The organism is Streptomyces sp. NPDC031474 (assembly GCF_055581185.1).
The window spans coordinates 88228-109071 of the sequence record NZ_JBVIJX010000004.1 but is presented as its reverse complement, the minus strand read 5'-3'; the positions used below and the strand labels follow the sequence as shown (position 1 = coordinate 109071).

Sequence of the window (20844 nt, the reverse complement as noted above, 5' to 3'; positions counted from 1 at the left end):
CTTTCACCGTCACGCGCGAAGCGCGTCCGTCGAAACGGCCCCCGGTGCACGGGTCGGGGCACAGCTGTTGCCCTCGGGGGCAGGCGGGGCCCGCGCGAACCCACTGCGCCGCCTCGTCCGCAGCGGTAACCCGGAGATGCCCACCGGCCCCTTCGGGGGTGCCCGCCCGTGCTTCCCGGTCCCTGCCGGAGTGCGCGCCCCGCTCCGCCGGTCCGTCGGGGTCCCGTTGGGCAGTCGGTCGGGTCCGGTCGGGCACGCACCCTGCCCCCCGGCCTCTGACCCCGCCCCCCGGCCTCGCCGTAGCGTCGGTGTGTGAGCCTGTGGACTTCTCTCGAACCCTCCTCCGTCACCGTCGACCCCGGTAGCCGGGCGACCGTGCGGCTGCGCGTGCGCAATACCGGTGACGTGGTGGATGAGTACCGTTTCGAGCCCGTGGGCGCGGTGGCGCCGTGGACGACGGTGGAGCCGCAGACGCTGCGTCTCTACCCGGGGACGACGGGCACGGTGGAGCTGACCTTCGCCCCGCCGCGTACTTCGGATGCGACGGCGGGGCCGAACCCGTATGCGGTGCGTATTACGCCGACGGAGCATCCGGAGGCGGTGACTGTCCCGGAGGGGAATCTGACGGTCACGCCGTTCACGGAGGTGCGGGCGGAGCTCGTCCCGCCGACGGTGAAGGGGCGGTTCCGGGGGCGTCCGCGGTTGGCGATCGACAATCTCGGCAATACGCGGGTGACGGCGTCGGTCGCGGGCGCGGACACGGGTGATCATCTGGGGTACGAGTTCAGTCCGGGGAGTGTGCAGATCGAGCCGGGGCGGGCGGCGTTCGTGGACACGACGCTTCGTCCGCGTCAGATCATCTGGTTCGGGTCGAAGGAGCAGCGGCCGTATGCGTTGAACGTGCAGCGGTCGGGTGCGGTGCCGTTGTCGGTGGACGGTACGTTCGTGCAGCGTGGTTTCCTGCCGCGTTGGCTGGCGACGGCTCTCAGTCTGAGCGTGGCTCTCGCCATCGCGTTCGTGATGATCTGGCTGGCGTACAAGCCGCAGGTCGGCACCAACACCAGGGAGAAGCTCGCGGCCGGGGTCAGCACCCTGGCGCCCAGCCCCTCGGCGGCGCCCAGCGCCCCGGCCCTGGTACCCACCCCGACGGCCCCCGCCGTGGTCGAGGCGCCCGCCACCAGCCAGGCCCCGGCCGACGGCGGGGGCGGGGGCGGAGGCGGTGAGGCGAAGGCTCCCGCGAAGCCCAAGCAGGAGACGGCGGCCGACGCCGTGAACAAGCTCGCGGCGCGCAGCGACGGGCGGCACATCTGCTACCGCGCGTATGTGGCGGACCAGGGCTGGCAGGCCCCGGTATGCGACGGCGCGATCGCCGGTACGACCGGCAAGAAGCTGCCCATCAAGGCCCTCAACATCGCCACGGCGAGGACCGGCGGTGTCACGGGCAACGCCGCCCATGTGGTCGGGGGCTGGCTGACCGGCGACAAGTGGTCGAAGGCCGGCGACGGCGTCAACATGTACATGGGCTCCAGCAAGCCGGCGGTCGCGGCGATGGAGGGCTACACGATCAAGACGTTCGAGGGCTCCGTCTGCCAGAACCCGCACATCAAGGACCGGGGCTGGCTGGGCAACGGCTGCACCAAGGACGGAGACTGGATCTACGGCGGCAGCCCCATGGAGCAGAAGCTCCAGCTGGAGGCGGTCCGCTTCACGGTCTGAGCCGATCGGAAGGCAGGTCGGACGCTCGGAGGCGCTCGGAGACGCTCTGAAACCGTATGTGGGGGCACGACCTGCCGTCCCTTTCGGGCAGCGGTCGTGCCCTGCGGCTTCCTGACGGGTCCTCGCCCCGCGTCGTAGCGTCGCCAGGTGACTCTGTGGACTTCTCTGGAACCGGCCGCGGCGACGGTGGACCCCGGCGGCAGCACGACCGTACGGCTGCGCGTGCGCAATACCGGTGACGTCGTCGACGAGTACCGTTTCGAGCCCGTGGGCGCGGTGGCGCCGTGGACGACGGTGGAGCCGCAGACGTTGCGTCTCTTCCCGGGGACGACGGGCACGGTGGAGCTGACCTTCGCCCCGCCGCGCACCCCCGACGCGAAAGCGGGGCCGAACCCGTATGCGGTGCGTATTACGCCGACGGAGCATCCGGAGGCGGTGACCGTGCCGGAGGGGAATCTGACGGTCACGCCGTTCACGGAGGTGCGGGCGGAGTTGGTGCCGCCGACGGTGAAGGGGCGGTTCCGGGGGCGTCCGCGGTTGGCGATCGACAATCTCGGCAATACGCGGGTGACGGCGTCGGTCGCGGGCGCGGACACGGGTGATCATCTGGGGTACGAGTTCAGTCCGGGGAGTGTGCAGATCGAGCCGGGGCGGGCGGCGTTCGTGGACACGACGCTTCGTCCGCGTCAGATCATCTGGTTCGGGTCGAAGGAGCAGCGGCCGTATGCGTTGAACGTGCAGCGGTCGGGTGCGGTGCCGTTGTCGGTGGACGGTACGTTCGTGCAGCGTGGTTTCCTGCCGCGTTGGCTGGCGACGGCTCTCAGTCTGAGCGTGGCGCTGGCGATCGCGTTCGTGATGATCTGGCTGGCGTACAAGCCGCAGGTCGGCACCAACACCAGGGAGAAACTCGCGGAGGCCGGCGCGACCGCGCTGCCCAGCCCGTCCGTCTCCGCGCCGTCCGCGCCCAAGGCGGACGCCTCCGCCGATCCGCTGCCCGAGCAGCAGCCGCCGGCCGCCCCGCCGAAGAAGGACGACAGCGGCTCCGGGGCCGGCGGTTCCGGCGGCTCCTCGGGGTCGGGCGGCGGCGGCAAGAAGGACACCGGCGGTTCGGGCGGCTCCGGCAAGACGACACCGGTGCCCGGCGCCATCATCATCGGCCAGGCCTCGAACCGGTGCATCGACGTCACCGACGCACAGAACGGCAAGGGCAAGGACGGCACCCCGCTCCAGCTGTGGGACTGCGCCGGCTCGGCCAACCAGAAGTGGATCTTCGGCAAGGACGGCACCGTACGCGCGCTCGGCCTGTGCATGGACGTCGCCTGGGGCTCGCGGGACGACGGCGCGGTCATCCAGCTGGCCAACTGCAGCGGCAACCCCGCCCAGCAGTTCATCCTGAGCAAGGACCTCGACCTGGTCAACCCGCAGGCCAACAAGTGCGTGGACGCCAAGGACAACGGCACCGGCAACGGCACGAAGCTTCAGCTGTGGACCTGCTCGGGCACCCCGAACCAGAAGTGGCGCGCCCAGTGAGGGCGACGGCCTGACCCGGGCCGACTCCCGTCCCCTATACGGCAGTTACCAGTTGGCCTCGCCCGGGACCAGGCGGCCTGCCTTGCGGTATTCGCGGCGGGCGCCCTCCAGGAGGTCGGGGTCGGCGACCGGCTCGTCGCGGGCGGCGGCGAGGTAGGCGGCGGTGACGACCGCGCTGCGGATGGAGCCGCCGGCGAGTTCGAAGTCCTTGGCCAGTGGCTCGAGGTCGATGTCGTCGGCGCAGGGGACGTGGACCAGCCCGTGCCGCCACAGCGCGAGGCGCTGACCGGCGTCGGGGAACGGGAAGTCGACCACCAGGTCGAGCCGCCGGGTGAACGCCTCGTCGATGTTGGCGCGCAGGTTGGTGGTGAGCAGCGCGATGCCGTCGAAGGACTCCAGCCGCTGGAGCAGGTAGGCGCTCTCCATGTTGGCGTACTTGTCGTGCGCGTCCTTCACCTCCGACCGCTTTCCGAAGACCGCGTCCGCCTCGTCGAAGAGCAGCACGGCGTCGGTGCGGTCGGCCTCGGTGAAGATGCGCTCCAGGTTCTTCTCAGTCTCGCCGACGTACTTGTCGACGACGGAGGACAGCTGGACGACGTAGAGGTCGAGGCCGAGTTCGGCGGCTACGACCTCGGCGGAGAGCGTCTTGCCGGTGCCTGACTCGCCCGCGAACAGCCCGAGCACCCCTCGGCCGCGCCCGCCGCCGGCGCTGAGCCGCCAGTCGCCGAGGACGCGGTCGCGGTGCCGGGCGCGCAGGGCGAGTTCGTGCAGTTGGGTCAGCGGCCGCTCGGGCAGGACCAGGTCTTCCCAGCCGACGTCGGGCCGGATCCGTCGCGCATGTCGTTCCAGGCCGGAGGCCGACTGCTGGCGGGCGGCCAGGCGAACATGGTCGGCGGTGAGCGGCCGGCCCTCGAAGGCGGCCAGGGCGGCGGCGGCGCGCGCGGCCCGCGCCACCCGCTCGCCGCCGAGGCGGTAGGGGGCGACGGTGGCGGCGAGGTCGAAGCCGGGGGTGGGGGCGGTTGCGGCCAGGGCTGTTGCCCAGGTGGCCGTCCCTCCTGCTCGGCGGCGGGGGGCCTCCAGGACGAGGGGGTCGTGGGTGGACCAGTGCGGGTCGTAGGGGCGCGGGTCCGTGAGGAGGACGGTGACGTCCGAGGCGTCGGCCAACGCGCCGATCAGCGCCGCCGGGTGGTCCGGCAGGCCCGACAGGACGACCGCCCGGCCGCCGAGGCGCGCCTCGCGCAGCAGGCCGGGGAGGCGGTCGTCGGACCCGGTGAAGCGGAGGGCGTCGACGGCTGCGGCGTGCAGGGCCGAGGTGATCGCGGCGAGGCCGTCGCCCTCGCGGTGTTCGCGCAGGTAGGCGATGAGCGGGCCGCCCTCCCGCAGTCGGCGGGTCAGCCGGTGGACGAAGTCCTCGTCGTCGGCGGACAGGGGCAGCGGCGGGGGAAGCGGGTGCAGGCTGCCGTGCAGGGCGGCGTCCGGGGTGTCGTCGCCGAGGAGGTGGGCGAGCACCCGGTCCGGGACGCGCAACGAGCGGGACAGGAAGGGCCGTTCGGGTTCTTCGACGTCCAGCAGCCCGTACGCGCGCAGGGGGGCCGAGGAGTGGAAGCGGGCGCGGGCGGTGGCCCGGTGCGCGGGCGCTCCGCACAGTTCGAGGGCGAGGCCGACCGTGGCGCGCCGTCTGCTCACGTCGTCGTTGAGGTAGCCGTAGAGCGGCTCGAAGGCACGGTCCAGATCGGGCGCGAGCGCGATGAGGAGGATCGCGGCGTCGAGGTCGGTGAGACGGAGACGGGCGGCGAGGGCGGTGAGCGGGTCGGCGGGGGCCGGGGTGGCGGCGGGCGGGACGGCTGCGGTGAGGTCGTCGCCGGGGACGGCCGTCCCGCCGGCGAGCAGCTGACGCACGGCCTCCTCGGAGAGGTACAGCCCACGGAGCGGATCGGTGGCGGTGGGATCGCCGGCGGCCCGCCGGTCGACCAGTACGGCGACCCGCTCGCGCAGCACGAAGAGGCGGGAGAGCAGCCCCCCGTCCTCACCCTCCGGGACGGGGGCGGCGACCACGACCACGTCCTGCTGTTCTCCGGCGTACGCCCCGTTCGCGGCCGGCTCGCTCACCGCTGGCCAGGGCGTCGGGTCACGGCCTCGCGGGCGGCGCGGGCCGCTGCCACCTGGTGGGGGCGGTGGGCGCGTTCGCCGGACTCCGGAGGGTCGCCGTCCATGCCGCGCAGGCGGACCGCCGCGCCCTCGGTGACCGGCGGACCGGCGTCGTACTCGGGGTACGCGGGGAAGGGCGCCGTCACCACCAGGTCCAGGGACGGCTTGAGCTCGCCGCCCAGCGCGGACCAGATCTCGGCGAGGGACCGGGACTCGCTCTGGACGCTGGCCACCGTCACCGGCACCGCCATCCCCAACGCGCCCAGCGAGCCGGGAAGTTCGTCGGCGGTGAGCAGCTCGCGCGGGAGCAGAGTCGCCAACACAGCCGACAGCAACCTGTGTTCGTCCTGCGGGGTCCGCGTCCACGCGGTGATGAGGTACGACAGGCGGAACCAGCGCGGCGGTTGACGGCGTTTCACGACGATGTCCCGTTCGTCGCGCACCGCCATCTGGCCGCGCTGGCGCCGGGACACGTCCTCACGGATGTCGTACAAGTAGGTGTTGATCACAGGGGCGTTGCGTCGCGCGGCCCAGTCGCGGGTCGGGGCCTCGAAGGAGACGTCGATGCCGGAGCCCGCGAGCGCGCCGCCCTCGAGCAGGCCTTTGAGGACGTCGTCCACCTCGTGGATCACCGTCGTGCCTCGTGGATCACCGTCGTGCTCCTCAATTGCCGTACAGCGGCGACCTGTCAGCGGCAGCCCCTTGCCCATCGTGCCGTTTCCGGGCGCGTTTGGGCAGGCGCTGCGGGGTCGGCGGCCGGGCACGGCACGCTGCCCGCGTGTCCGCCTTCGATTGCCCGTTCGGTCAGATGTAGCCTTCCCGCAGGGCATATGCCACCGCGTGCGCCCGGTTGCGCAGATGCAGCCGCGTCGTGAGTCCGTGCATGACGTTCTTGACGGTTCGTTCGGAGTAGGACAGCTTGCTGGCGATCTCTCCGGTGTCCAGGCCCTCGGCGACCAGCCGCAGGACGTCCACCTCCCGTGGCGCGAGCCCCAGGGAGGGGGCGCCGGGTCGGCCCGCCGCACCGCGGTGCATCGTGCCCACCTGGCTGATGAGTCTGCCCAGCAGGTCGGCGGGCAGGTCGCCGTCGCCCCGGTGGGCGGCCAGCACCGCCTGCACCAGCCGGTGCGCGGTGGCCTCACGACGCCAGACGATGGCCCCGACCCCGCACTCGATGACGTCCAGCAGCTCGGTCTCGCGGATCGTGCCCACGACGAGCACCGCCCGCGCCCCCTCGCTGCGCACGACCCGCCGCAGCCGGGCCAGCGCCGCCTCGTCGAGGGTGTCCTCGATCAGCAGCACCACCGTGCCGGCGACGGCCGGGAGCTCTTCGCGGACCTCGACCTCAGGGCGGACGCGTAACTGGCTGACGGCGCCCTCGCGGGAGAGGGGATCCGGCGCCTGGACGGCCACGGGAACCCGCCGCCGGGCAGCGCTGGCGGCGCCGGTCTCTGGTGTCCGGGGTGAGCTGAGCAACCGTATCCCCCAAGTTCACGGGCCCGTCGTCCGGCGGGGACCGGTGACGGGTGGGTCGGGCCCAGACTTCTGCGCCTCCTGCGGCGCGCGCAATCGTGGAGCACCACGAGGCGGACCACGAGAGCAAGCCGTCCACGACCACGGTTCGACAGTATCTCCGCAGGTCAGGCGCGGTTCCTTCGCCGCCGTCCGACCCGTCGTGAGCCTCGCCACAACGATCGCGTGGACCTTTACCCCACCGAACCGCCTCTACACGTACACGCCCGACGATTTCGAACACTTTGCCGAGCACGCTTCTCACGGCGTTTCTGACGACGTTTCTGACGGCGTTTCTGACGACGTCCCCGACAGCAGGAGGCACCGATGACCGGACCCTTGCGGGAACGCGACGACGCGCACGCACTGCTCGCGGCGGAGGCGAAGAACGCCCGCGCCGGCGGCGGCCGTCTCGTCCTGCTGCGCGGGGCCACCGGCACCGGCCGCTCCGCCCTCCTGGAGGCCGCCGCCACGCACGCGACCCACCTCGGCCTGCGCGTCCTGCGCGCCCGCTGCTCCCCCGAGGACACCGCGCTGCCGTTCTCCTCCGTCCTGCATCTCCTCGGCCCCGTACCGGAGTTCGCGGATGTCGCGCCCGGCATCGACGACCGGGCCAGCGCGGCCCGGCTCTGGCGGCTGCTGCGTTCGTACGCCGACGAGGCGCCGCTCATGGTGGCCATCGACGACGTCCACCTCGCCGACGAGGCCTCGCGCCGCTGGTTCGTGGAGGCGGCCCGCCGGATCGACCGATTACCGGTACTGCTGGTGGTCACCGAGCGCAGCCAGTACGACATCGACGCACAGCCCGCCGGCCTCACCCACGCCCTGTCCCCGTCCCTCGTCCGCACCCACACCCTCGCCCCCCTCACCGACGACGCCTCGGCCGACCTGGTCCGCGCCGCCTTCCCGGCCGCCTCCGACCGGTGGATCGCGGACTGTGTGCGCGCCGGCGCAGGCAATCCGCTGTTCCTGCACGCCCTCCTCGACGACCTCGACGGCGCCCCGCCCCCGACGGCCGTCCCGCTGACGTGCGCCGCGCTGTACCCGGGTTCGTACCCGGCGGCCGTCTCCTGGTGGCTGGACAACGCGGGCCCGACCACGGCGGAGACGGCCCGCACGCTGGCAGCCCTGGAACAGGCGGAGGAGGCGCAGAAGCCGGAGGTGCAGAAGGACCAGCCGCCGAGGACGGAGGTGCAGAAGGACCAGCCGCCGAGGACGGAGTCCCTGGCGGCGTTCTCCTTCCTCCTCGCCGACGCTTCCGGCGCCGACCACGCCCGGGTGTCCGGTTGGCTGACGGCGATGACGCGGCTCGGAGTGCTGCGCCCGGACACGGCCGGCCGCCCCCGCTACGCGCACCCCCTCCTGCGGGACGCCGTCCTCGGCGGCTGGTCCGCCGCCCGCCGTCAGGACGCGCACCGGGCCGTCGCGCAGGCGATGCTGCGCCGGGGCGACCATGTCGACGCCGTGGCCCGGCAGTTGCTGGGCAGCGCGCCGGCCGGTCTGCCGTGGGCGCTGCGCGTGCTGCGCGAGGCCGGCACGGTCGCCGCGCGCGAGGGCCGCCCCGACGACGCCGTCCGCTATCTGCGCCGGGCCCTGCGCGAACCCCTCCCCGACGACCTCCGTCAACGCCTGCTCACCGAACTCGGCTCGCTGGAGTACGTCTGCGCCGACGCCCCGGCGGGCATCCCGCGGCTGACGGAGGCGCTGGACCTGCCCGCCGACCCCCGCGACCAGGTCCGTACGGCGATCGCCCTGGGCACCGCCCTCGCGGGCCGCGGGGAGGTCCGTACGGCCGTGGAGGCGTTACGGCGTCTGGAGTCCCGGCTGGCGGCCGGCCACGCCGACCTGGCCCGGACCCTTCAGACGGCGTCCACGCTCCTGTCCGACCAGGACCAGACGGTCCGCGCGGAGGCCTACCGCTGGCTCGCCGACACCGTCGAACGCTCCCCGGAGCTCGCCGGCGCCTCCGGCCGGGCGCTCCTCGTGCGGTACGCGGCGACGGCCGGGGAGATCGCGGCGCGGGAGGCGATGCGACGCCTGCGCACCCTCCTGACGGAACCCGCCGACCCCCTCACCGAACCGTTCCTGCTGGGCACGGCCGCGGCGGTCGCCCAGTGGGCCGACGAGCTCGACGAGGCGGAACGCCTGGTGGAACGAGGTTTGGCCGGCCAGCACCCGTCCCTGCTGCACCCGATGGAACAGGCCCTGCTGGACACCAGAGCGGACATCGCGGCGGCGCGAGGCGCCTACGGCGCGCTGCTCGCCGCGCATCCCGCGGCTCCCGTCCGCCGGCACACCGGCGGCGGCCCCGCCAACGCCGACGCGCACACGGTGCTGGCCCTGGTGGAGACGGGCCGTACGCAGGACGCCCGCCGTCTCGTGGATGCCTTCGACCTCCGTGCCACTCCCGACTCCTGGGAGCTGAACCGCTTCCTGTACGCGCGGGGCGTGCTGCGGTTCACCGAGGGGGATGTCGCGGGCGCCCTCCACGACTTCCTGGAGTGCGGCCGCAGACAGTCCGCCCGCACCGTCCTCAGCCCGGTCGTCACGCCGTGGCGGACGGCGGCCGCGGAGTGCCGGCTGGCGCTCGGCAACCCACAGGAGGCCCTGGCCCTGGCCACGGAGGAACTCCGGCTGGCCCGGGTGTGGGACACCCCGCGCACGGTGGGACGGGCGTTGCGCGTCCTGAGCCGTGCGACCCGTGGCAGGCGGGGCCTGGAACTGGGCGAGGAGGCGGTGGCGGTCCTGCGCGGCTCACCGGCCGAAGCGGAACTGGTCGCCTCCCTGCTCGCCCAGGGGCATCAGCTGATCGCCGCCGGCGAACGCACGCGGGGCCGCGACCACCTCCGCGAGGGCGCGGAGCGAGCCGAACGCCTCGGCAGCGCACGACTGTTGCGGTACGCCGACGACGCGTTGCGCACCGCGGGCGCGCGACGCACCACCCCCGCGCACACCGGCTCCGCGGCGCTCACCGGCAGTGAGCGCCGCATCGCGGAACTCGCGGCGGAGGGCCGCACGAACACGGAGATAGCCGCACTTCTGCACGTGGCCCGCCGCACGGTCGAAACCCATCTGACGAGCACATACAAGAAACTCGGAATTCGAAGGAGGGGAGAACTGCGGGGCGCGCTGAAGGACTGACGACGCGCTGACGGAGTGACGACGCGCTGAAGGACTGCCGCATGGACGCACGTCCCGGGCGGCGGATCGCCGAGTTGCACCCCCTTGCGGTGGGCGTGATCCTGACGATGTCCCGGCCGGTGGGAGGTGACGACGTGCCCACGGTCTTCGGACCGGAGGAGGGGACGAAACCCTCGGACCTACGATGAGGAGGCATGACAGTCGACCTCTTCGCGGGCATCCCCGTCAACGAGTTCTCAGCGGCCCTCGCCTGGTACGAGCGGCTGTTCGGCAACCCGCCGGTGTTCTTCCCGAACGACAGGGAAGCCGTCTGGGAGCTGGCGGAGCACCGGTACGTCTACATCGAGCAGCGCACCGGCCACCACGCCGGCCACGCCCTGCACACGCTCTTCGTCGACGACCTCGACGCCCGCATCGCGGCCATCACGGCCCGCGGCCTGACCCCCACCCGCCGCGAGACCTACGCCAACGGCGTCCGAAAGATCACCTACCACGACCCGGACGGCAACGAGATCGGCTTCGGCGGAGCTCCTACGGCAGGGAGCGGGTGAGCCACACCAGTTCGCCACGGTCGTCCGTCGTCATGTGGTCGCGCTGGAAACCGAGCCTGTCGAGGACGCGGAACGACGGCGCGTTCCAGGGACGCACCGACGACCAGAGCCGCCGGGACCACGATGGGCGCCTACCGCTCGAACCGCCATGTCAGCCGTGCCCCCGACACCCGCACCACCCGCACCGGGATGTCGACCGTCGTCCCGTCGTTCCGCTCGCCCGTGCAGGTGAGCCGGGCGTCCGGGACGGCCTTCAGGCCGGTCGGGCAGGTGACGTCGACGTCCATGCCGACCCAGGGGAGCGGGTGGTAGAGGTTCTGGACGCGGCCGGCCACGATGTTCGGGGCGAGGGCCTTGTGGCCGTCGACCAGGACGGTGTCGTGGGCGTCGAGCGTGGTCGTCGACTCCTCGCGGACGATGAGCTGCGTGGCCAGACCGCCCAGGACGAGTACGGCGGCCGCCCCGCCCACGAGCCCGACGAGGAACTTGCTGTCCGGCATGCGGCGAACGTATCAGCCGCCGCGAGCGGGCCGCCTCGACCATTCGGCCGATACCGTCGCCCCCACCTGCGCCTACCGTGAGCTGCATGAGATCCGCCTGGCTACGGGGTGTCGCACGAGGCGCCGCCGTCGGCGCGCTGCTCGCCGCGTCCGCTCTCGATCTGGTGATCGCGCACACCGCGGGCTACGGCCCGTGGTGGGCCGCGGCCGTCCTCGCCGTCGGCCTTGCCGCCGTGCTGTGGCCGGCCGCGCGGCGCCCCGCATGGCTCACCCCGCAGCTGCGCACCGCGGTCCCCGCGCTGATGTCCGTCCTGTACACGGCCTCGTCGGCCGTCCTCGACCGCGACGCCGACTTCGGTCCCGGTGAGGTCGTCGTCCTGCTCTGCCTGCTCTTCGTCGCGGTACGGCACTGTCCGCCCCGATGGGTCCTCGTCTGCTCGGTGCTGGACGCGGGCGCGCTGCTCGTGGCACCGGCCCGGTACTTCCGGCCGCCGTGGGCGTGGGACGAGGCGGGGCTCCTCTACCTCGCCGTCGCACTGGTGTTCGTGCTGCTCGTCGGCGGGCTCGCCGCGTATCTGCGGTCGCTGGACTACCGCCGTACCGTCGCCGTGGACGAGACCCGCCGCGAGGAGCGCCTCGCCATCGCCGCCGACCTGCACGACTTCGTCGCCCACCACGTCACCGGGATCCTCGTGCAGACGCAGATGGCCCGCATGATGGCGGCCGCCGGACCCGCCCTCCCCTCGGCTGTTCCGTCGCACGGCGACGCCGGCCTCGACCCCGTCCTCGCCGGCATCGAACGCGCGGCCACCGAGGCACTCGCCTCCATGCGGCGCACGGTCGGCGTCCTGCGGGACACGGCGGACGCCGACCGGCGGCCCGTCGGTGACCTCGCCGCCGTCGCCGACCTCGTCGAGGGCTTCGCCGGACCGGGCCAGCAGGTCGGCCTCCACCGCGACCCCGCCCTCCCCGACGACCTCCCCCACGAGGTGCAGGCCGCCGCCTTCCGCGTCGTCCAGGAGGCCCTGACCAACGTCCGCCGCCACGCGGCCGACGCCACCACGGTCACCGTCCGGCTCCGCCCGCGTCCCGACGGGGATGGCCTGGAGGTGACCGTCTCGGACGACGGCCGTGGCGGCTCCGCACTCCCCGCCGAGGCCCACGGCGGCGGCTTCGGCCTCGTCGGCCTGCGCGAACGGGTCACGGCCCTGGGCGGCGAGCTGCACACCGGCCCGATGACGGACGATCACGGCTGGGTGGTGCGGGCGCTCTTCCCGGCCCGCTGAGCCCTGTGAAGGCGAGTGATGCCCTGTGACAGGCCTGTGGCCGGAGGAGTGGCTTCCGTCACAGCCGGGGGGTCCAGCACCTGGTGGGGTGAGCGGATGCGCTCCGCCCTCTCCGCTCTGCGGAGCTGTCTGCCCCCGCTTCTGGTGCACCTGCTGATCGGCCTCCCCACGGCCGTCGTCGTGCTGTGCGCGCGCTGGTACCTCGCCCACGGCCACTGCGACTACGGCGACCTCGACCGCCGCGACCTGGACAACTGCACGTACGACCAGATCGAGAACGGCGGGTTCGTGCTGACCGCCCTCATCGTCCTTACCGCGTTCGTCGGTCTGCTGCTCGTCCTCTTCGACGGCCTCCGCCCCCTGAAGACGGGCCGCTCGCTCCGCCCACGGCTGCTGACCCTCCCCGCGGTCCTGCTGCCGTACGCCGTGTACGCCGTGTACGCGGCGAGCAGCGGGTGACGGGCGACACCAACGGCAGGTCGGACGTTTTCATCCGTCGCTTCTCCTGATCGACCCGACCGCCACGCGCTCCCGCTGCGCTGCCGGTACGGCCGCGGCCTTGTGGGTCTCGCGCATGATCAGCAGGCCGTTGACCACCATCAGTGTCGCGGTCAGGCAGTGGACGCCGAGCGCGGTGGCCACGGAGCCGTGGTGGGCCAGCACCGTGGCCATGTCGCCGTACGCGGCGAGGGCCTCCACCAGCAGCACCCACCCCAGCGCTCGGCGGTGGCCCGTCACCAGCAGGACGCCCAGGACCAGGGCCAGGACGACGTCGCGGATTCCCTTGATGATCAGGAAGCCGCCGCCGTCGCCGGACGGCCAGCTCGGCAGGCCGAAGCTCGGCGCCGTCGTCTCCGGGCTCAGGATGAACTCCAGCCCGAACCAGAGGATGAAGAGGACGAAGGCGGTGACCAGGACGGTGTTGATCTTCTTCAGCGACAAGGTTCTTCTCCTTGCGAGTCTTCATGAGCCGGGTAAGCCGGGTAAGCCGGGTGGGCTTGTGCGCCACCGGCGCGGTGTCGGCCCGCGGGCTCAGACGAGGGCGGCGACCAGCAGGGCGAAGGCGGCGATGATGACGGCGACGCGGACGTAGTGGAAGCGGCCCCAGCGGTTCAGCTGCTGCTGCCAGTCGGCGGGCCGGTTGTCAGGCGTCCACGTCTTGTTCCGGTTGTTGATCGGCACGAGCAGCAGGATCGACATGACCACGCTGACGATCAGCAGCGCGCCTGCGGTGACGACGAGGCCGGTGCCGTGGTGGTGCCACCCGGCGACGGCCCAGACCGCGACGAGGACGAGCGAGCCGATGTACCAGACCGGCATCACGGCGCCGAGCATCCGGCCCCCGTGGGCGTGACCGAGTTGGCCGCTGTCCTCCGGGAGGGCGTTGAGGATCGGGTTCATGACGAAGGCGACGGCGAACTCCACCCCCACCATCAAGCCGACGACAACGGTGGTGACGACCTCGAGTGCGTTGAGCATGACGACCCCCTGTATCTAGCGCTGCTAGCTGATGAGGCAACGCTAGTACTGCTGCCGCTCTCTTGTCTAGCAGTGCTAGGATCGAATCATGTCGGTACAGGAACGCAAGCAGCGGGAACGGGCGGAGCGCGAGCGCCTCATCGTGGCGACAGCCCGTGAACTCGCCGAGCAGCAGGGCTGGGACGCGGTCACCACCCGCCGGCTCGCCGAGCGCATCGAATACAGCCAGCCCGTCCTCTACAGCCACTTCCGCGGCAAACGCGAGATCATCGGCGCCGTCGCCCTCCAGGGCGCCACCGAGCTGGCCACGGCGGTGCGGGCCGCGACCGCCGCCGTGGACGGCCCGCGCGCGCGGGTCGCCGCCCTCGCCCGCGCCTACCTCGACTTCGCCGCACGCAACCCGGCGGTCTACGACGCCATCTTCCAGCTCGACGGCGGTCTGCCGTACGCACAGGAGGACACCCCGGCACCTCTCAAGGACGCCTTCGCCGCACTGCTGGAGAGCCTCGGCGAGGTCGCCGGGGACGGCGTCGACCCGGGGCTGTTCACCGAGCTGTTCTGGGCGTCCCTGCACGGGGTGGCGACCCTGACCCGTGCGGGACGGCTGCCGCCGGAGCACACCGAGTCGAGGGTGGAGCTGCTGGTGGACCGCCTCGCCGTGGTCTGACACCCCATCCCGGCGGGAACGCACCGCCGGTCCTCCGGACACGACGACACCCGTGAAAGGCCCCGCCGGTTACTTCCTGGCTGAAGGCCGAGCACGGTCTGGGACACGGCCACGCCCACGCGCTGGTGGCCCACGCGCCGGTGGAGGACACCAGCGGGTGAGCCACCCCGGCGCGGGCCACTGCCGCGTGGGCTTCAGCGGCAGCAGGCCTTACCGGCAGTGGGCCTTACCGGCAGCGGGCCTCAGCGGCCGTTCGCGCCGGGACGGTTTCCGTTTCCGGTTCCGTTTCCGGCGCTGTTTCCGCCGCCGTTCCCGTTGCCCTTGGCGGGTGCGCGGCGACGACCCTGGGAGGCCGGACGCCCGCCCTGCGACGCGGGTCGGCCCCCCTGGGCGGCGGCACGTCCGCCCTGGGCGGCGGGACGGCCGCGTCGGGCGCGCGAGGCGGAAGCCGTGCGCTCGGGGCGCTTCTCCGCGGTGGGCGGCGGGGTGAGGACGACGGGCACGCCCGAGGGCGCCTGCGCGCCGGTGATACGGCTCAGTTCGGTCCCACCCGAGCGGACCCGCGTGGTCTGCGGGGTGATGCCGGCGTCGGCCATCAGTCGCGTCATCTCCCGCCGCTGGTGGGGCAGGACCAGCGTGACGACGGTGCCGGACTCGCCGGCGCGGGCCGTACGGCCGCCGCGGTGCAGGTAGTCCTTGTGGTCGCCGGGCGGGTCGACGTTGACGACGAGGTCGAGGTTGTCGACGTGGATGCCACGGGCCGCGACGTTGGTCGCCACCAGCACCGTGACATGCCCGTCCTTGAACTGGGCGAGCGTGCGCGTGCGCTGGTTCTGCGACTTGCCGCCGTGCAGTGACGCCGCGCGCACCCCGACCGCCAGCAGCTTCTTGGCCAGCCGGTCCGCCGCGTGCTTGGTGTCCAGGAACATGATCACGCGTCCGTCGCGGGCGGCGATCTCCGTCGTCGTGGCGTGCTTGTCCTCGTCCTCGACGTGCAGCACGTGGTGCTCCATCGTCGTCACCGCGCCCGCGGACGGGTCGACGGAGTGGACGACCGGGTCGTGCAGGTAGTTCCGCACCAGCCGGTCGACGTTACGGTCCAGCGTCGCCGAGAACAGCATCCGCTGGCCGTCCGGGCGCACCTGGTCGAGCAGCTGCGTCACCTGCGGCATGAAGCCCATGTCGGCCATCTGGTCGGCCTCGTCGAGGACGGTGATGGCGACCCGGTCCAGCCGGCAGTCGTCCCGGTCGATGAGGTCCTTGAGCCGGCCGGGCGTGGCCACGACCACCTCCGCGCCGCCGCGCAGCGCGCTCGCCTGCCGGCCGATCGACAGACCGCCGACCACCGTGGCGAGCCGCAGCCGCAGCGCACGGGCGTAGGGGGTGAGGGCGTCGGTGACCTGCTGGGCCAGTTCCCGGGTGGGGACGAGGACCAGGGCCAGCGGCTGCCGGGGCTCGGCCCGCTGCCCGTCGATCCGGGCGAGCATGGCGAGGCCGAACGCGAGGGTCTTGCCGGAACCCGTCCGGCCGCGGCCCAGGACGTCCCGGCCGGCCAGCGAGTTCGGCAGCGTCGCCGCTTGGATCGGGAACGGCGTGGTGACGCCTTCGGCGCCGAGGGCGGTCAACAGCCGCTCGGGCATGTCGAGTTCCGTGAACGCCTCGACCGGCGGCAGCCCCGGCGTGAGGGTCACGGGCACAGCGAACTCACCGCCGGACGCGGCGGGACGACTCGTACGTCCGTTGCGGCCGGCGGGCTTGGCCGAACGGGAGGGAGCGGCGCCGCCCCGGCGGGAGCGGACGGAGCTGTTGCGGTTCATTCGGAACCTTCCTCGATGCGGCACGTATCGAGGAATTCCTCCCGACATGAGGATTCACAAGAATGAGCCGAAAAAATACATACAAATGCGCGGTGGAGCTCAAATGCGCGGTAGAACGCCATGAGCCGGGGCTCGCACTACAAGAGTGCGAGCCCCGGCCACGTGATACGCGTAGGTCGCGTCAGCGTCAGGCGGGAACGATGTTCTCGGCCTGCGGGCCCTTCTGGCCCTGCGTGACGTCGAAGGTAACCTTCTGGCCTTCCTGAAGCTCGCGGAAGCCCTGGGTGGCGATGTTCGAGTAGTGGGCGAAGACGTCGGGGCCGCCACCCTCCTGCTCGATGAAGCCGAAGCCCTTTTCCGCGTTGAACCACTTCACGGTGCCAGATGCCATATTGAATCTCCCTTGGGGCAGTGCCCGGTGTCCGCACCTTGCGGAACCGGCGTCGCAGGATCAGAGATAAGCCCCGGAAACAAAAAGAGTGCCCGTCGACGGAAGGTCGAAGAGCACTCACAAGTCTCTGGTAACCGAAACTGCCACTTTTATCACGGTAGCACAGGTCGGAGCGAAAGGCCCGCGAAGCGCTCCGCCACTTCCCCGGAGCCGGGCCGCCGGGCCCGCTGCCCGGAGGGGAAGGTCCCTGGGGAGGGGTAGGTCCAGGGGAGGGCGTCGAACGTCTGTTGTATAACCGGATCATGATTTATCACGTCGTACCGCTCGACGAGTGGAACGCCGGCGCCGACCGGCCCTACGCGCCCGCCTCCCTCGCCGAGGACGGCTTCGTGCACTGCTCGCCCGACGAGGAGACCACGCTCACCGTCGTCAACGCGTTCTACCGAGACGGCCCCCGGCCGCTGCTGGCGCTGGTCCTCGACGAGGAGCGGCTCACCGCGAGGTGCGAGTGGGAGGCGGCCGCCCCCGCTCCGCCGCCCGGAGTCGCCGAGAGCACCCTGTTCCCGCACGTGTTCGGCCCGGTCAACCGCGACGCCGTGACCCGCGTCCTGGAGGTCCGCTGGGACGAGGCCGGCCGGGCGACGGGGCTGACGGACACCGTCACCTGAGGACGATCGCGGTGCGTGAGAACAGCCGAGAGAACGGCCGAGCCCTCACGCACCGCCACCCCGGCCGGTCACCGGTCACCGGTCAGAGGTCGAACTCGTGCGGCGGCAGCTCGAGCGTGAAGCACGCCTCGCGCACGACGGCCTGCTCGGTCTTGTCGAAGTCGCCGTCGGCGCCGCCGATGACGATGCCGATCTGGATGACGGCACGGGCCTCGGCCGGCTTCTTCTTCGCCTTGGCGATCTCCTGCAGCACGCTGACCTTGCCGAAGGCGAAGTCGGTCGTCAGCTTGTTGAGGTTCTCGTCGAAGCGCCGCTGCAGGTCCATGGCGTCGAAGTTCTGCAACACCTCGTTGGTGGCGATGAGTTGAGCCACCCGCTGCCGCTCGGCGGGGTCGATGGTGCCGTCGGCGGCGGCGACCAGGGCGCACATCGCCATGCTCGCGTCGCGGAAGGCGCCGCTCTTGAGGTCGTTCTTCTTCGCCATGAGCTGGGTCTGCATCGTCGACGCGGACTCCTTGACGCGGTCCCACAGGGCCATGAGAACTCCAGAGGTCGGTTCGGGTCGTCTACAGCACCGTAGAAACTAACAGCCGTCCCGATAAGTTCCGTTGAACAAAGCCTGTTGCGCCGATGTCCGTCCCGGACACGTACGGACAGAGCGACTCGCCCCTCGGGAACGCCGGATCAGAGGCAGATCAGGCCCAGCACGCAGATGTTCGACGGTGAGGTCGCGGCGGGGGCGGGGTTCGTCGATCCGGTGGACGTCGATCCCGTGGACGTCGATCCCGTCGACGTCGACGACCCCGTGCCGCCGGTCGTGGCGGGCGCGGGTGACTGCTGCGCGGTCGTGCCCGCCGTGCCCGTCGTGCCGGTCGTGTTCGTGGTGCCTGCCGTGTCGGTGGACGTGGTCGTGGTGGTGACCGTTCCGCCGTAGGACGAGGTTCCGGTTCGCTGGTGGGGGACCGATGCCGCCCTCGGGGGCGTCGCGGGGGGCGTGGGGGTGGAGGCCAGGGAGTCCGGGCGGGTGTTCGCCCGGGACTGGGCCTGTGACGGGAGGGTGGAGGACGGAGTCGACCGGTGGGTGGTGGAGCGGGTCACCGTCGGGCGGGTGTGGTCCGACGTGGGCTGCTCGTCGTTCGACGTGGTCGGGAGCTCCGGTGCGGTGGCCGCCTGGGTCTGGTCGCCGGTCCCCCGGTCCAGCGAGGCGACGGTCAGCCCGCCTCCGACGAGTGCGACGGCCGTCGCGACCACGGCCCGGCGCTGGTTCTTCTTCCAGCGGGCCAACTGCCGCCGTCGCGCGGCCCGTCCCTGCGGCGCGGGCAGCGGCACGGGCGGCGTCACGCTCTCCGGGCCGGGCGAGGCGGGTGAGGCCGCTGAGTCCGGTGAGCGGGGTGAGGCCAGTGGGGCGGGCGCGGGGGAGGGGGTGGCGATGATCTGGGGCGCGATGTCCGGGGCGTAGGCGCCGCATCCCGGGCACACCAGGGCGCCGTTGAGATGCCGACGACACGTGGAGCAGTAGTCCATCTGTGTTCTTCCTACGCGGGGATCCGTCGGTACACAGGGATCCGATGGCCGCACACGTTAACGAGTCGTTCGAAGGACTGTGTGCAGCCTGTGTGATGCTCCTGCACGGATCCCTTGAGGGGATGGCGTACGCGTCGGCGCGCCCAGCGGTGGACGCGCGCGGTCCGCGGCCGTCGGCGCCGTCTCGCACCCCCCTCCGCGTCCACCTATGTGAACAGAAAACAAATACGCGACTCTTGACGTGCTCAGGCCACGCCCCTAACTTCCGGGAGAAAGCGCTTTCCAGTTCGGCCGACCGCACTCGTCCCGTTCCTGGAGATGAACCCATGCAGCTGAGATCCGTCATGGCCTGCGTCAGCCTGGTGGCAGGCACGCTCGTCGCGCTCGCCGGCACCGCGCCCGCGCAGGCAGCCACCACCACCCGCTACGAGGCCGAGGCCTCCCCCGCGGTCTGCACCGGCACCATCGACTCCGACTGGACCGGCTACTCCGGCAGCGGATTCTGCAACGGCACCAACTCGACCGGCGGATACGCCCAGTTCACCGTGAACGCGGCCACCGCCGGCACGGCGACGCTGAGCGTCCGCTTCGCCAACGGCGGCGCCGCCGCCCGCCCCGCCTCGCTCGTCGTCAACGGGACGACGGTGCAGACGCCGTCCTTCGAGGCCACCGGCGCCTGGACGACGTGGGCCACCAAGACGCTCACCGTGTCCCTCAACGCGGGCAGCAACACCGTCCGCCTCAACCCCACCACCGCGGACGGCCTGCCCAACGTCGACTACGCCGAGGCGACGACGGCCGACAGCACCACGCCCCCGGCCGGCGGGGCCCTCTACGTCTCGCCGACCGGCACCGACGGCGCGGCCGGCACCCAGTCCGCGCCGACCACCCTCACCTCGGCGATCAGCCGCGTCGGCGCGGGCGGAACGATCTACCTGCGCGGCGGGACGTACGCCTACTCGTCGACGGTCACCATCCCGGCGACCAGCAGCGGCACGGCGAGCGCCCTGACCACGCTGTCCGCCTACCCGGGCGAGACGCCGGTGCTCAACTTCTCGGCGCAGACCGAGAGTTCGTCCAACCGCGGGCTCCAGCTCTTCGGCTCGTACTGGCATGTCTACGGCCTCGTCGTCGAACGCGCCGGCGACAACGGGATCTACGTCGGCGGCAGCCACAACGTCGTCGAGCGGACGATCACCCGCTTCAACCGTGACACCGGGCTCCAGCTCGGCCGGATCGCCTCCAGCACCCCCGCCGCCCAGTGGCCGTCCGACAACCTCATCCTCTCCGCCGAGTCGCACGACAACGCCGACTCCGACGGCGAGGACGCCGACGGCTTCGCCGCGAAGCTCACCACCGGCACCGGGAACGTCTTCCGCTACGACGTCTCCCACAACAACATCGACGACGGCTGGGACCTCTTCACCAAGACGGACACCGGTGCGATCGGCCCGGTGACCATCGAGGACTCGCTGTCCTACAACAACGGCACGCTCAGCGACGGCACCGTGAACTCCAACGGCGACCGCAACGGCTACAAGCTCGGCGGCGACGACATCGCCGTCAACCACGTCGTGCGACGCAGCATCGCCTACCACAACGGCAAGCACGGGTTCACGTACAACAGCAACCCGGGCTCCATGACCGTCTCCAACAACCTGAGCATCGACAACACCCAGCGCAACTACTCCTGGGACGCCGGGACTTCGGTGTTCCGCAGCAACACCTCGTGCCGGTTCGGCGTGAGCGGCTCCAACGACAAGACCATCGGCGACGCCGACAGCACCAACCAGTTCTGGACCGGCGCCAACGGCTCCCGCTGCGCCTCGTACTCGGGCGCCCTGGGCTGGTCCTTCGCCTCGAACGGGAAGCTCGTGGTGACGTTGGGGGGCAAGCAGGTGACGCTGTAAAGGA

At 72.0% G+C, this 20844-nt stretch carries 20 protein-coding genes and 1 pseudogene; 11 read left to right on the top strand and 10 right to left on the bottom strand.

Annotated features, from left to right (window positions below; translation table 11 throughout):
- Window positions 1-312: 312 nt before the first annotated feature.
- Together ACZ5SK_RS08720 and ACZ5SK_RS08715 are read left to right on the top strand one after the other, a co-directional pair.
- A complete protein-coding gene (locus ACZ5SK_RS08720) occupies window positions 313-1716 on the top strand; it encodes a hydrolase (RefSeq protein WP_468575617.1) in 1404 nt (467 codons plus the stop codon).
- Between the two features lie 147 nt (window positions 1717-1863).
- Entirely contained in the window at window positions 1864-3246 is a 1383-nt protein-coding gene (locus tag ACZ5SK_RS08715) for a ricin-type beta-trefoil lectin domain protein (protein ID WP_334578552.1), read from the top strand.
- Between the two features lie 45 nt (window positions 3247-3291).
- Here the strand turns inward: ACZ5SK_RS08715 and ACZ5SK_RS08710 are convergent, their stop codons facing one another.
- From ACZ5SK_RS08710 to ACZ5SK_RS08700, 3 genes are all read right to left on the bottom strand, one after another.
- Window positions 3292-5307: an ATP-binding protein gene (locus ACZ5SK_RS08710; RefSeq protein ID WP_468575787.1), complete on the bottom strand. Its 2016-nt coding sequence runs from the start codon at window positions 5305-5307 to the stop codon at window positions 3292-3294.
- 44 nt (window positions 5308-5351) lie between these two features.
- Complete coding sequence (locus ACZ5SK_RS08705; RefSeq protein ID WP_334578542.1) at window positions 5352-6026, bottom strand: Pvc16 family protein; 675 nt, start codon at window positions 6024-6026, stop codon at window positions 5352-5354.
- Between the two features lie 172 nt (window positions 6027-6198).
- Window positions 6199-6870, bottom strand: a complete 672-nt coding sequence (locus ACZ5SK_RS08700) for a helix-turn-helix transcriptional regulator (protein ID WP_334578541.1) — start codon at window positions 6868-6870, stop codon at window positions 6199-6201.
- Between the two features lie 363 nt (window positions 6871-7233).
- Between ACZ5SK_RS08700 and ACZ5SK_RS08695 the strand changes: the two genes are divergently transcribed.
- From ACZ5SK_RS08695 to ACZ5SK_RS08685, 3 genes are read left to right on the top strand one after another with little or no spacing between them, the layout of a single operon-like run.
- The gene (locus ACZ5SK_RS08695; protein ID WP_468575616.1) at window positions 7234-10047 is read left to right on the top strand and encodes an AAA family ATPase; all 2814 of its coding nucleotides are present in this window, start codon (window positions 7234-7236) and stop codon (window positions 10045-10047) included.
- Between the two features lie 41 nt (window positions 10048-10088).
- Window positions 10089-10235 (top strand): hypothetical protein, encoded by a 147-nt coding sequence (locus ACZ5SK_RS08690; protein WP_334578539.1) that lies wholly within the window; start codon window positions 10089-10091, stop codon window positions 10233-10235.
- Window positions 10236-10241: 6 nt separating this feature from the next.
- Window positions 10242-10598 carry a VOC family protein gene (locus ACZ5SK_RS08685; RefSeq protein ID WP_334578538.1) on the top strand — a complete coding sequence of 119 codons (357 nt, stop codon included), beginning with the start codon at window positions 10242-10244 and terminating at the stop codon, window positions 10596-10598.
- Window positions 10599-10729: 131 nt separating this feature from the next.
- Here ACZ5SK_RS08685 and ACZ5SK_RS08680 read toward each other — a convergent pair whose 3' ends face one another.
- Window positions 10730-11098, bottom strand: a complete 369-nt coding sequence (locus tag ACZ5SK_RS08680) for a DUF4333 domain-containing protein (RefSeq protein ID WP_334578537.1) — start codon at window positions 11096-11098, stop codon at window positions 10730-10732.
- 86 nt (window positions 11099-11184) lie between these two features.
- Between ACZ5SK_RS08680 and ACZ5SK_RS08675 the strand changes: the two genes are divergently transcribed.
- Both ACZ5SK_RS08675 and ACZ5SK_RS08670 read left to right on the top strand, forming a co-directional pair.
- On the top strand, window positions 11185-12384 hold the full coding sequence (locus tag ACZ5SK_RS08675) for a sensor histidine kinase (RefSeq protein WP_361707590.1): 1200 nt from the start codon (window positions 11185-11187) through the stop codon (window positions 12382-12384).
- A gap of 96 nt (window positions 12385-12480) precedes the next feature.
- Window positions 12481-12843 (top strand): hypothetical protein, encoded by a 363-nt coding sequence (locus ACZ5SK_RS08670; protein WP_334578535.1) that lies wholly within the window; start codon window positions 12481-12483, stop codon window positions 12841-12843.
- Between the two features lie 30 nt (window positions 12844-12873).
- Here ACZ5SK_RS08670 and ACZ5SK_RS08665 read toward each other — a convergent pair whose 3' ends face one another.
- Both ACZ5SK_RS08665 and ACZ5SK_RS08660 read right to left on the bottom strand, forming a co-directional pair.
- Window positions 12874-13326, bottom strand: coding sequence for a DUF4267 domain-containing protein (locus ACZ5SK_RS08665; protein WP_457495182.1), 453 nt, complete (start codon window positions 13324-13326; stop codon window positions 12874-12876).
- A gap of 90 nt (window positions 13327-13416) precedes the next feature.
- Window positions 13417-13863, bottom strand: coding sequence for a DUF1772 domain-containing protein (locus ACZ5SK_RS08660; protein WP_334578533.1), 447 nt, complete (start codon window positions 13861-13863; stop codon window positions 13417-13419).
- An 88-nt stretch (window positions 13864-13951) separates the two neighbouring features.
- Here ACZ5SK_RS08660 and ACZ5SK_RS08655 point away from each other — a divergent pair, with 88 nt between their 5' ends.
- The gene (locus ACZ5SK_RS08655; RefSeq protein WP_468575614.1) at window positions 13952-14530 is read left to right on the top strand and encodes a TetR/AcrR family transcriptional regulator; all 579 of its coding nucleotides are present in this window, start codon (window positions 13952-13954) and stop codon (window positions 14528-14530) included.
- A gap of 74 nt (window positions 14531-14604) precedes the next feature.
- Window positions 14605-14691 (top strand): annotated as a pseudogene (locus ACZ5SK_RS08650) (DUF4287 domain-containing protein); the annotation flags it as partial.
- An 81-nt stretch (window positions 14692-14772) separates the two neighbouring features.
- Here ACZ5SK_RS08650 and ACZ5SK_RS08645 read toward each other — a convergent pair.
- Both ACZ5SK_RS08645 and ACZ5SK_RS08640 read right to left on the bottom strand, forming a co-directional pair.
- Window positions 14773-16347, bottom strand: coding sequence for a DEAD/DEAH box helicase (locus ACZ5SK_RS08645; protein WP_334578531.1), 1575 nt, complete (start codon window positions 16345-16347; stop codon window positions 14773-14775).
- 187 nt (window positions 16348-16534) lie between these two features.
- A complete protein-coding gene (locus ACZ5SK_RS08640; protein ID WP_031482971.1) occupies window positions 16535-16738 on the bottom strand; it encodes a cold-shock protein in 204 nt (67 codons plus the stop codon).
- A gap of 302 nt (window positions 16739-17040) precedes the next feature.
- Between ACZ5SK_RS08640 and ACZ5SK_RS08635 the strand changes: the two genes are divergently transcribed.
- Window positions 17041-17406, top strand: a complete 366-nt coding sequence (locus tag ACZ5SK_RS08635) for a DUF952 domain-containing protein (protein WP_334578530.1) — start codon at window positions 17041-17043, stop codon at window positions 17404-17406.
- Between the two features lie 82 nt (window positions 17407-17488).
- Here ACZ5SK_RS08635 and ACZ5SK_RS08630 read toward each other — a convergent pair whose 3' ends face one another.
- Window positions 17489-17944 (bottom strand): tellurite resistance TerB family protein, encoded by a 456-nt coding sequence (locus ACZ5SK_RS08630; RefSeq protein WP_334578529.1) that lies wholly within the window; start codon window positions 17942-17944, stop codon window positions 17489-17491.
- A 146-nt stretch (window positions 17945-18090) separates the two neighbouring features.
- On the bottom strand, window positions 18091-18930 hold the full coding sequence (locus tag ACZ5SK_RS08625; protein ID WP_457495185.1) for an SCO2400 family protein: 840 nt from the start codon (window positions 18928-18930) through the stop codon (window positions 18091-18093).
- Window positions 18931-19256: 326 nt separating this feature from the next.
- Here ACZ5SK_RS08625 and ACZ5SK_RS08620 point away from each other — a divergent pair, with 326 nt between their 5' ends.
- The gene (locus tag ACZ5SK_RS08620; RefSeq protein ID WP_468575612.1) at window positions 19257-20840 is read left to right on the top strand and encodes a carbohydrate-binding protein; all 1584 of its coding nucleotides are present in this window, start codon (window positions 19257-19259) and stop codon (window positions 20838-20840) included.
- The last annotated feature ends 4 nt before the right edge of the window (window positions 20841-20844 follow it).